Annotated in this window: 12 protein-coding genes; 7 read left to right on the top strand and 5 right to left on the bottom strand. The window is 64.2% G+C overall.

Translation table 11 applies throughout. The annotated features are described in order from the left end of the window. Window positions 1-47: 47 nt before the first annotated feature. The 3 genes from F6S12_RS04370 to mqo form a co-directional block, all read right to left on the bottom strand. Window positions 48-830 carry a DeoR/GlpR family DNA-binding transcription regulator gene (locus tag F6S12_RS04370; RefSeq protein WP_065363736.1) on the bottom strand — a complete coding sequence of 261 codons (783 nt, stop codon included), beginning with the start codon at window positions 828-830 and terminating at the stop codon, window positions 48-50. 67 nt (window positions 831-897) lie between these two features. Next, entirely contained in the window at window positions 898-1,620 is a 723-nt protein-coding gene (locus F6S12_RS04365) for a GNAT family N-acetyltransferase (protein ID WP_053150782.1), read from the bottom strand. A 255-nt stretch (window positions 1,621-1,875) separates the two neighbouring features. After that, window positions 1,876-3,513 (bottom strand): malate dehydrogenase (quinone), encoded by a 1,638-nt coding sequence (gene mqo / locus F6S12_RS04360; protein ID WP_011060725.1) that lies wholly within the window; start codon window positions 3,511-3,513, stop codon window positions 1,876-1,878. Window positions 3,514-4,178: 665 nt separating this feature from the next. Between mqo and F6S12_RS04355 the strand changes: the two genes are divergently transcribed. Next, window positions 4,179-4,820: a hypothetical protein gene (locus F6S12_RS04355; protein WP_011060724.1), complete on the top strand. Its 642-nt coding sequence runs from the start codon at window positions 4,179-4,181 to the stop codon at window positions 4,818-4,820. Window positions 4,821-4,924: 104 nt separating this feature from the next. Continuing rightward, on the top strand, window positions 4,925-5,419 hold the full coding sequence (locus tag F6S12_RS04350) for a PaaI family thioesterase (protein WP_011060723.1): 495 nt from the start codon (window positions 4,925-4,927) through the stop codon (window positions 5,417-5,419). 27 nt (window positions 5,420-5,446) lie between these two features. Here F6S12_RS04350 and F6S12_RS04345 read toward each other — a convergent pair whose 3' ends face one another. Then, window positions 5,447-5,902: a tautomerase family protein gene (locus F6S12_RS04345; RefSeq protein WP_169893677.1), complete on the bottom strand. Its 456-nt coding sequence runs from the start codon at window positions 5,900-5,902 to the stop codon at window positions 5,447-5,449. Window positions 5,903-6,000: 98 nt separating this feature from the next. Here F6S12_RS04345 and F6S12_RS04340 point away from each other — a divergent pair, with 98 nt between their 5' ends. The 5 genes from F6S12_RS04340 to F6S12_RS04320 all read left to right on the top strand — a co-directional run bounded on the left by F6S12_RS04340 (window position 6,001) and on the right by F6S12_RS04320 (window position 10,363). Further along, a complete protein-coding gene (locus F6S12_RS04340) occupies window positions 6,001-6,960 on the top strand; it encodes a GlxA family transcriptional regulator (protein ID WP_011060721.1) in 960 nt (319 codons plus the stop codon). 79 nt (window positions 6,961-7,039) lie between these two features. Then, window positions 7,040-7,735, top strand: coding sequence for a hypothetical protein (locus F6S12_RS04335; protein WP_315868744.1), 696 nt, complete (start codon window positions 7,040-7,042; stop codon window positions 7,733-7,735). Window positions 7,736-7,835: 100 nt separating this feature from the next. Then, entirely contained in the window at window positions 7,836-8,681 is an 846-nt protein-coding gene (locus F6S12_RS04330) for a CAP domain-containing protein (RefSeq protein ID WP_315868745.1), read from the top strand. 214 nt (window positions 8,682-8,895) lie between these two features. Continuing rightward, window positions 8,896-9,948: an NAD(P)-dependent alcohol dehydrogenase gene (locus F6S12_RS04325; protein ID WP_212806229.1), complete on the top strand. Its 1,053-nt coding sequence runs from the start codon at window positions 8,896-8,898 to the stop codon at window positions 9,946-9,948. 196 nt (window positions 9,949-10,144) lie between these two features. Next, entirely contained in the window at window positions 10,145-10,363 is a 219-nt protein-coding gene (locus tag F6S12_RS04320; protein WP_019094443.1) for a hypothetical protein, read from the top strand. Between the two features lie 86 nt (window positions 10,364-10,449). On the opposite strand, the gene F6S12_RS04315 is transcribed toward F6S12_RS04320, so the two are convergent. Beyond that, window positions 10,450-11,124 carry an ATPase gene (locus tag F6S12_RS04315; protein WP_169893673.1) on the bottom strand — a complete coding sequence of 225 codons (675 nt, stop codon included), beginning with the start codon at window positions 11,122-11,124 and terminating at the stop codon, window positions 10,450-10,452. Window positions 11,125-11,128: the final 4 nt, after the last annotated feature.

Raw genomic sequence — 11,128 nt, 5'->3', positions numbered from 1 at the left:
CTGCCCCATCTACTGCAAGCGGCGCCGGAACGGGGGTCGCTGCCGGATCAGACCTGCAGCACCTCGATCCCCAACTGCCGATAACCTTCGATGTCCACACCCGGCGCCTCCTGCTCGGTCACCAGCCGGTGCAAGCGGTTGCATGGCACCACGACGAAGGGTTCCATGGCGCCGAGCTTGTCGGCGGTGGTCACGGCGATGACCTCGCTGGCACTGTCGAACATTGCCTGCTTGATCGGCACCTCGTCGAAATGCAGGGAGCTGATGCCGATCTCCGGGTGGATCGCGCAGACGCCGGTGAACATCAGGTCGGCCTTGATTCCCTGGATCATGCGCAGTGCTTCATGGCCGCTGGCGGACAGGGTTGCCGGGTTGAGCTGGCCACCGGCGAGAATCACCCTGACCTTGGGGTACTCGGCCAGGGCCACGGCAATCATCGGCGAGGCGGTGACCGCGGTCAGGCTGATGCCCGCCGGCAGCGACTGGGCGATGTGCAGGGTGGTGGAGCCGGAATCGAACAGCACCGTCTGGCCGTCCTGCACCCATTGCACGGCATATTGCGCCAGGCGCAGTTTCGCCTCATTGGTTTCGCCGACCCGGGTGAAATAGTCCTTGCCGCTGTCCTTGGGCCGCGGCAGCGCGCCACCATGGACCCGCTGCACCAGTCCGGCGGCATCCAGCTCCGCCAGGTCGCGGCGGATGGTGTCTTCGGACACCGCGAAATGCCGGCTCAGTTCGGCGGCCATGACCTTGCCGTCGCGCTCCAGCAGCAGAAGGATTTTTTGCCGACGCAAGGATGGCAGCTCGGCCGGCGGGTGTTGACTTTGCATGCTTATGCCCGCTGTTGCGTGTTTTCGCCAAACTACACAGACACTCGAGCAAAAACAAGCAACCCGATCAGTTGATCAACTGCGGCGCCCGTGAGCGGTACAAGGCCGCTTCCCCGAGGCGCTCGCGCACCAGCGCCTGGGCCTGGCGGGTCATCTGGTCCAACTGCCGGTCGCGCTTTTTCTCCGCTTCCAGCATGGCCTTGCGCCCGTGCTGGGCCAGCAGGTAGGTGTGGATCTGCCGCACTTCCACCGACTGGTAGATCGGTGCCACATCCAGCACCGCCAGCAGGCCGTCGCTGCCGTGGTCCCGGGTGTTCATCAGCACCTGCGGGCCGCGGGCGCCCAGCAGCTGGAAGCCCAGGGCCTCGAAACACCCCACCTTGGCCACGTTGCAGGCAAGTTCCGCATGGGGGTAACGCGCCAGCATGGCTTGCAGCATCTGCCGGGCAATGCCCTGGCGCCGATGGCCTTGCCGCACCGCCATATACGCCACGGCGCAGGCCTGGGGATCGTCCTTGACCGGCAGGTACAGGGTGAAACCCAGCACCTGGTCCGGGGCCTGCGGGTCGGTCGCCACCACCAGCTCCACCGCGATCCCCCGGGAACCGTCCATGGCTTGCAGGTACAGATGCACTTCATAGCCAACGCCGTACTGGTACAGGTTGTACAGCGGGTTGCTCGGGGCGATGGCCACCGCGCTGACATCGGTGATGTAGTCCACCACCATCTGCTGGATCTGGCTCTGGATGGCTTCGGGCGGCGGGGCTTGGAACAGGGTGATGCTGGACATCGAGGCGGTGACTCCGAGGATTGGGGCATGCCCGGCTACGGCGGGCGCGCCATGATAACCCGGCGCGGGTGACACAGGCGCACAACCGGGCAGCGCATCGGGTGCGTGCATCGGCGAAAAAGCGCGAATGGGATCGGGAGCAAGAGACTGGCGGGCTGCGGCTATGGCGGGGCCATGGCCGCAACCGGCACCGGATGCGGATGCACCGGCGCATCCGCGGTGCCCCGCCCGACGAACGCGGGCGGGGCCGAGGGCTTACAGCGCCATGTCGGCCGCTGGGTTGCTCTCTGGCTTGGCCAGGCTGGCCGGAGCCTGAGGCGCCGCGCCCTTGACCGGCGGTGGCGGGGTCAGTTGCAGCACTTCGGCGGTGTAGGCCCATTCTTTGGCCACACGCTCAGGGCTGTCGTTCAGGGCCGTACCGTAGCTCGGCACGATCTGCTTGAGCTTCTCCTGCCAGGCCGGGGTCGCGACCTGGTCCTTGAAGACTTTCTGCAGCACGCTGAGCATGATCGGCGCGGCGGTCGAAGCACCTGGGGACGCGCCCAGCAGGCCGGCGATGCTGCCGTCTTCGGAGGCCACGATCTCGGTGCCCAGTTTCAGCACGCCGCCCTTCTCTTCGTCACGCTTGATGATCTGCACGCGCTGGCCGGCCTGCCACAGGCGCCAGTCTTCCTGCTTGGCGTTGGGGAAGTATTCCTTCAGCGCGGCGAAGCGGTCGTCATCCGACAGCATCAGTTGGCCGGCCAGGTATTCCACCAGCGGGTACTGCTCGATGCCCACCTTGGTCATCGGCCAGAAGTTGTGGGTGGTGGTGCTGGTCAGCAGGTCGAAGTACGAACCTTCCTTGAGGAACTTGGTGGAGAAGGTAGCGAATGGGCCAAACAGGATCACCCGCTTGCCGTCCAGCACACGAGTGTCCAGGTGCGGAACCGACATCGGTGGCGCGCCGACCGAAGCCTTGCCGTAGGCCTTGGCCAGGTGCTGCTCGGCCACGCTGGCGTTGTCGGTCACCAGGAACGAGCCACCCACCGGGAAGCCGGCGTATTCGTTGGCTTCAGGAATGCCCGACTTCTGCAGCAGGTGCAGGGCACCGCCGCCGGCGCCGATGAACACGAACTTGGCGTCGGTCTCGGTTTTCGAACCGTCCTTGAGGTTCTTGTAGGTCACGCGCCACGAGCCGTCTTTATTGCGCTCGATTTCCTGCACTTCGCTGGACAGTTTCAGCGCGAAGTTGGGCTGGGCCTGCAGGTGGGCAACGAACTGGCGAGTGATCTCGCCGAAGTTGACGTCGGTGCCGATCGGGGTCCAGGTCGCAGCGATCTTCTGCGCCGGGTCACGACCTTCCATCATCAGTGGAACCCACTTCTTGATCTGCTCGGCGTCTTCGGAGTACTGCATGCCGCTGAACAGCGGGCTGGCCTGCAGGGCCTCGTAGCGGGCCTTGAGGAACTTGATGTTGTCATCGCCCCAGACAAAGCTCATGTGCGGGGTGGAGTTGATGAACGAGCGCGGGTTCTTCAGGACGCCGTTCTTGACCTGCCAGGACCAGAACTGCCGGGAAATCTGGAACGCTTCGTTGATCTCGATGGCCTTGGCGATCTCGATCTTGCCGTCCTTGCCTTCCGGCGTGTAGTTCAGCTCGGCCAAAGCGGAGTGGCCGGTACCGGCGTTGTTCCAGCCGTTGGAGCTTTCTTCTGCGACGCCGTCCAGGCGCTCGACCATCTCCATCGACCAATCCGGCTGCAGCTCATTGAGCCAGACCCCCAGGGTCGAACTCATGATGCCGCCACCGATCAGCAGCACATCCACTTTCTTCGGCTCAGCCGCGTGCGCGGTCGTGAGGCCTATCGACATCGCCAGCCCGATCAGGGCCGTGTTCACTTTCTTAAACATTCTGAGTACCTACGATAGAACGCCATCCGCCGCCCCATCCTCGATCCTGCGTACTCCGGTGATTGCGAAACAGTCATTTCGCAGGTCCTGGACCAACACATTCAAAAGAACTGGAGGGTGGGCACACAAGGCCGACGAGACAGGCTCGACCTCAGTTTTATATCGCTCCGGCGCTGACTTCTTGTCGTTCTTGGCTTCAGCTACTTGAGTGACAGTGTTTCTCAGGGCACGTCACGGGACGCAACCAACAGGCAGTTTCCCCCTGCCCGACCTTGCGCGCCGCAAACTGCCGGACGAACAAGAATGACGCCCGCAACTGCGGGGGCCAACAGGAAATTAGGGGTCGGGTTCAACCAAAGAGGTAAACGAACACTGCCTGACATTACATTCGGCGGGGTCGTGCAGACACTCCCACAGCCTTGCAAGGGACCCGAACAGGCCACTTGAAGCTAAGCACGGGTAAGGTATTTCTGCACAAACGATGAACCGATTCAGCGCAAGAATATCATTACGGCATCAGCCTGTCTTGGCCGGAGCCACGAGCCGCCCGCCCGGGAAAACCTCGACGCTGTACGACACCTGCCGCAATCAATGCGTCACAACGACGCTGGCCGCCCCTCATTCACAGCGGCAAATGCGCCTTCGCCAAGAGGCGACCTTGATGCATGATGGCACCGCGCCACAACACCACCTTCACCCATTTGCTGCAAAGGACGGCCATGCCAGGTATCGACAGTGTTGCAACAGAGTTCCGCGCGTTCCTGAAGTCCTGGGAACAGGAGCGCCCGCACCTTCCCTCGGCCCTCAGCGTGCTCGGCAATGGTTTCGAGGGCTGGCTGAAGTTCGAATTCTATTTCTGGCTGATCCAGCACCGGGGGTTGGCCGGGCCACGCGACGGCTGGCTCGGCGACGTGGGCGTGGAATACAAGGTCGCCCTGGACCAGCGCTGGTCCGACATGGACATTCACCATAAGCAATGTGACCTGTGGATCCGCGACGCAGACAAGCAGCGCTTCCACTTCATCGAACTCAAGGCGCCCTTTGCCAACGCCAACCAAGGCAAGTTGTTCATCTCGGCATCGGACGACTACTGGTACATGACACGCCTGAAGGCCAAGGAAGAAAAGGTCGCCAGCGGCAGCGTGATCATCTTCGGCGTCGGCTTCACAGAGGATAAATGGACAAAGCATCTGGAGGCGGTCGAGGAATACACCGGCTGGGTCGAACACGCCTCCCGCGATATTGGCGAAGTACCCGGGGTCGAGAACCTGCGCTGGGCCGTGCTGACCATGCACTACCCCAGCTAGCTGCAATCCGTCCTTCGATCGTTCAGGCAAATTGGATAGGATGCTGCGCTGCAACGCCGGGAAAGCACCCGGCGCCGCGCCCCCAAGAACAACAAGGAACAACCATGCACCCGACCTCACTGCAAGACACCACCGCCCCCGAAGGCGTGTGCTTCGGCTGCGGCAGCAGCAACCATCACGGCCTGCACATCAAGAGCCACTGGCACGAGGACGGTGTGCACGTGGTGGCCGAGCACCTGCCCGACGCCAAGTACTGCGGCTGGCCGGACCTGGTCTACGGCGGCCTGATCGCCATGCTGGTGGACTGCCACTCCAACTGGACCGCCATGGCCTACCACTACCGCAACGAACAGCGCGAGCCCGGCAGCCTGCCACGCATCGACTGCGTCACCGGCAACCTGGGCATCAAGTTCATCAAGCCCACCCCCATGGGCGTGCCCCTGACCCTGCGCGCCAGGGTCGAGGGTGAAGTAGGCCGCAAGAGCCAGGTGATCTGCGAGGTGTATGCCGGCGATGTGCTGACCGCCATTGGCGATTCGGTCTTCGTGCGGGTCGATACCAGCCAGCTCGCGGCAGCGGCTCACGGTAGAGACGCCTGAGCCGAGGGCCTGGGAAGGCGGTCGGAACTATCGCGCATGCAGGTGGGACAGGTGCCGATAGCCCGCCGCTCGGGCAAAATCCGCCAGCCGCCACAACGAACCGTTAGCCCCCCAGGTGCCATCAGCCACGTCATCCAGCAGGATCGAGGTCATCAGCATTCGCGGATCGTCCTCTGCCAGACAGGCGGCCAGCGCCTGATGCAAGCCCTCGACATAGGCCTGGCGCTGGGCAGCATCGAGCACGCCCGCCGGGACCTTGACCCGGACCATGCAAGGAACCGCCTGGGCACTGGAGTCGGCACCTCCACAACTCCAGAAGCCCGGCGCCAGCTCTTCCAGCAGTACCCAGCACAACGCCCGCTGACGGGGGTCATCACCTATTTGCTCCACCGTCAGGGCCACTTGGGTAACCTCTTGCAAGACCTTGGCACGCTGCCGGGCATCGAAAGCGCCCTGGGGGATCTTGATCAGAATATTAGGCATCGGCATCACCACTTACACAGAAAAGGAGCGGCTATTGAGCCTGTGCTCATCCCTGGCCAACAGCGACCGATTCGACATCTTTCATGCATAATCCGCCAATGAACGATTTCACCGTCTTGCTCCTACCCGGTTCCTTTGCCTCCAGCGTCGCCCTGACCCTGGACATGCTTTCCAGCGCCGCGCTGCTGGCCCCACGCCTGGGGCTCGGGGCTCCGCGCTGGCGGGTTTGTGCCTTGCAGGCTGGCCAGGTAGCCCTGGGCCAGGGCCTGCTGCTCGAGGTCGAGGCCCTGGATGCCAGGGACGATGATCGGTCCTGCTGGATAGTGCCGGGGCTGGGCATTGACACCCCCGAGGCCATCGCCCAGCGCCTGCTGCAAGCAGACATTGCCCCGTTGCTGGATGCACTGCGCGATCATCTGGAACTCGGAGGCGAAGTGGCGGCATCCTGTTCCGCCGTTTTCCTGTTGCAGGCCGCCGGGCTCCTGCCCGGGCGCCGGGTTACGACCTCCTGGTGGTTGGCGCCGCTGCTGCAAGAGTGGGCCGTCGACACCAAGGTGGATCCGGACCAGATGGTTGTGGTCGACCCTCCGCTAACCACCGCCGGAGCAGCATTTGGCCAATCGGATTTGATGCTGCATCTGCTGCGCAGCCGTTTCGGCACGAGCTTGGCAGACGCGGTGGGGCAGACGCTGCTGATTGATCGGCGGCAATTGCAGGCACCGTTTCGGGTACCGGCAATGATGGCCCAGGGCAGCACCCTGATCAGCCGGCTTACCGCCCATATCGAAGCCGGCTTGCCAAACCTGCCCAGCGTCGGCGAACTGGCCGCACAGTTCAGCATGTCCGAACGGACCCTGGGTCGCCAGATACGCAAGGTCACCGGCCACAGCAGCTTGCGCCTGATCCAGAATGTGCAACTGAACCGGGCGAGGGCTCTGTTGCAAAGCAGCAAATATTCGGTGGAGCGCGTGGCCGAACAGGTGGGATACCAGGACGCCACGGCCCTGCGCCGGCTGATGCGCAAGTTGCTCAACGCCACTCCGAGGCAATTGCGCTGAGCCCACCACGGTCCCCAGGCAAGAGGACTTTTGATACATTGCCGCTCCCTTTCTTTCGAACAGGACACCTGCCCTGACCATGGACATTCAGGAAATCCAGCGCCGCCTGGCCAAGCCGGCGCTGCAATTGATTCCCGGCGGTTTTCGCCCCTCCGGCAGCGACGAGGAAAGCTGGCTGGGCCAGGTTTTTCTATTTCGCGAGGATGAAGAGCTGCCGCGCAACAGCGCCGGGGAAACCCTGCTGCCGTTCGCCCAGTTCTATCTGCCGGCGCTGCCCTTCCATAGCCCGCTGCTGGAAGGCGTGCGGGTGCTCACGGTGTTCGTCGCCAACCCCTTTCCCGAGCCCCTGGAACCCATGGGCGAGCGCTGGCTGATCCGTGAATACCGTGCCGAGGATGTGCTGGTGCGCAAGGACCTGACTGCCCCCGGGGCCTTTCTCAAGCCCTTCCCGCTCAAGCCCGAGGCAGTGCCCGCAGACTTTCCGCTGTGGGACGGCGGTGGCGTGCCAGAGGACCTGGAGCGGGAAATCCTCGAACTGGAAAACTCCGGGCAGATCGAGTGCTACTACGACCTGGTGAACCATTGCTACCAGCACAAGCTCGGGGGCTACCCCTCGTTCTGCCAGTCGGGAATCGATGTCGGGGACGGCTTCGAATTCGTGATGCAGATTTCCTCCGACGCCAAGATCGGACTCAACGTGGTGCACGGCGGCAGCCTGATGTTCTGGAAACACCCCGCCAGCGGCGAATGGGCGCTGTACTACGACTTCCATTGAGGCGCAGCGGCTAACACCGATTTCATCCACCGGCGGATGAAATGCCCCGGCGCCGGGTGCATCATGGGCGCTGTCCAATTCCCGGGAGACTTGCATGCCCATGCGCTCACTGTTCTTGCCCGCCACAGCCCTGGCCCTGGGCTTGCTGGCGGCCAACGGCGCCGTCGCCGACGACCAGTCGCAACTGATCGAATCGATCAACGCCTACCGCAGCCAGCCGCAACGCTGCGCCAACCAGGCCTCCTCGGAGCTGCCGCCGCTGACCGGCGACCCACGGCTGATCCTGCCGGTGGACAACGTCGGTGACCTGCAGCAGGCCCTGGCCCGGGCGGCCTACCCCATGGTCAACGTGCAGGCCATCAGCCTCTCCGGCCCCCGGGATGCCCAGGCGGCGATGCAGGCGGTACGCGAGAGCTTCTGCCAGGTGGTGCTGGACCCGCAGTTCGTCGATATCGGTGTCAATCGCCAGGCCAACCAGTGGCGCATCGTGCTCGCGCGACCGCTGCTGTCCGCGCGCCTGGGGGACTGGCAGGCCGAGGGCCAGCAACTGCTCGCGCAGATCAACAGTGCCCGCGGCCAGCCCCGGCAATGCGGTGGCCAGGGTTTTGCCGCCACCGCGCCCCTGGCCTGGAACGCCACCCTAGGCACCACCGCCGAGGAACACAGCCGGGCCATGGCCAACCAGAACTACTTCGACCACAAGGACCATGACGGCCGCACCCCGGGTGACCGCGCGGAACTGGCAGGCTATGCCGGCCAGCAGGTGGGCGAGAATATCGCCGCCGGCCAGGACACGGTGCGCAAGGTGGTGGACGGCTGGCTGGCCAGCCCCGGGCATTGCGCCAACCTGATGAACCCGGCCTACAGCGAGCTGGGCGCGGCCTACGCGGTGGACCCGAAAAGCGATGCCGGCATTTACTGGACCGCGATGTTCGGCGCGCCCTGAGCCCAGTGCCCGGGGCGTGGCTGCCACGCCCTGAAGCTGCAACCGGGCCCCCAGGACAACGAAGGAGCGCCACTTACTCGCACCGGCCTTTGCGGTGCAAGGCCGGTTGGCCCGCACAACCATCGGTCGGCCGTCCTCACGGTGCGCCCGGGGCTTCTATGCTTGTAGCCCTGCCTTCGGATCATTCGCTCTCCCTCACACAGGAACGCTGATCATGCAAACCTTCGGTTACGCAGCGCAGTCCGCCGGGGTTCCCCTGGCGCCTTTCACCTTCCAGCGTCGCGCCCTGCGCGCCAACGATGTGGCGATGGAAATCCTCTATTGCGGGGTCTGCCACTCCGACCTGCACCAGGCGCGCAACGACTGGGGCGCCAGCCGCTACCCCATGGTCCCGGGCCACGAGATCGTCGGCCGGGTCACCGCCGTCGGCCCCGAGGTCAAGCAGTACAAGGTCGGCGACAGCGTCGCCGTCGGCTGCATGGTGGACTCCTGCCAGGTGTGCGACCAGTGCCGCAAGGGCGAAGAACAGATGTGCCGCGAGCACAATACCCAGACCTACAACGGCCTGGACCGCCTCACCCGCGAGGTGACCTACGGCGGCTACTCCAAGCACCTGGTGGTGCGCGAAGAATTCGTCCTGCGGGTGCCCGAGGGCCTGGACCTGGCCAAGGCCGCGCCGCTGCTGTGCGCCGGCATCACCACCTATTCGCCGCTGCGCACCTGGAATGTCGGGCCCGGCAGCCGGGTCGGGGTCATCGGCCTCGGTGGCCTGGGGCACATGGCGGTCAAGCTGGCGGTGGGCATGGGAGCCAAGGTCACGGTCCTCAGCCGCAGCGCCGACAAGCGCGCCGACGCCCTGGCCCTGGGCGCCGATGCACTGCTGGTGTCCAGCGACCCGCAGGCCATGGCCCGCGCCCAGTCGAGCTTCGACCTGATCATCGACACCATTCCGGTGCGCCACGACGTCTCGCCCTACATGCCCCTGCTGGACATCGACTGCACCCTGGTGATCGTCGGCCAGGTCGGGCCGATCGACGAACAACTGACCCTGCCCATGCTCCTGGGCCGGCGCCGGCTGGCCGGTTCACCCATCGGCGGCATCGCCCAGACCCAGGAAATGCTCGACTTCTGCGCGCGCAAGAACATCCTCCCGGACTGCGAAATGATCGCCATGCAGGACATCAACCAGGCCTTCGAACGCATGGAACGGGCCGATGTGCGCTACCGCTTCGTGATCGACATGGCGTCCCTGGGCAGCGGCGCCTGAAACCCGGCCTGGCACCAGCAGTGAACGCTCGCAAGTGAATGAAGGGTCGATGACGGCACCCTTGCCTATTGCTTTGCACCGCCGTGTCGATAACCCGTCACACCGCTCCCTCTGGCGCGCCGCTGCCCGCATCCGGGCCGCGACGCACCAGAGGGGGTGACCGACCTTCATTCGATAGCGAGACGATTCAATGGTTATGTTCCTGATCCTGTCAGGGCTGGCACTTACGGTGGCGATGCAGTTCGCGATTTTCTGCGTGGCCCTGAAGAATTCTTTGGGCAATGCCATCCTCAGCCTGTTCATTCCCTTCTATGTGTACGTCTACGCCAGGAAAGACCCGCAAGCCCGGCCCTTTCTCTGGGGCTGGTACCTGGGCATAGCGCTGCTGGTCGCGGGGGTTCTGGCCTCGGCCTAGGCACCGCGCCACAGGCTGCCCCCGGCCAGGCACAAAGCAAAAGCCCCGAACATTCGGGGCTTTTTTTCATCAGGCCTGCCTGCAACTCATTTGTTGGCCGCCATCTGCCCCGCTTCGCCCTGGCTCACCAGGGCCTTGAGCGATGCGTCGAACTGCTTCAGGGCATCGACCTGCAACTCGGTCTGCTGGTTGATCTGCGCAGCGATCTCCGGCGCCGCCTTGCCCCGTACCCAGACCGACGGCAGTTCCTTGGCCTGGATCCCGGCTGCCTGGCCGATGTACTGCAGGTTGGCGTCATAGAACTTGGCGATGAAGCGCGCCTCGACCTTGCTGTTGCGCTTGGTCACCAGCTGGTTGTAGGTATCGAGCATCACCACCACATCGGGGTGGGCCTGGACCACCGCGTCAAGGCTGTCATAGACGGTCACCGAACCGAAATGCTTCTGCAGCGAAGCCATCAGCCAGTCGATTGCCCGTTTCGGGTCCGAGCTGTTGACGAAGGCTTGGCTGATGCGCGGATCGAGGCCGGCATTCTTCGCCCCGTTGAGCGCCACCGCATGGTAGTGCTCCAGGTATTGCAGAGTGCTGATGGTGTTTTCACTGTACAGCACGCCTACCGACTGCGCGTGCTGCAGGTTGGTGCTGCTGTCGGCCATGGGCAGGAAGTGGCAGGAGGTGTCTTCAGTGGCGAGGGTGGCCGCAGAAGCCCCGGTTCCCGCGATCAAAAGCACCACAAGGGTCACTAGAGTCGAGATTCTCATCGGG

This window comes from Pseudomonas sp. JV245A (genome assembly GCF_032424515.1).
Classification (GTDB): domain Bacteria; phylum Pseudomonadota; class Gammaproteobacteria; order Pseudomonadales; family Pseudomonadaceae; genus Aquipseudomonas; species Aquipseudomonas protegens.
The sequence above is the reverse complement of the archived record's forward strand: the minus strand, read 5'-3'. Positions and strand labels throughout refer to the sequence as shown.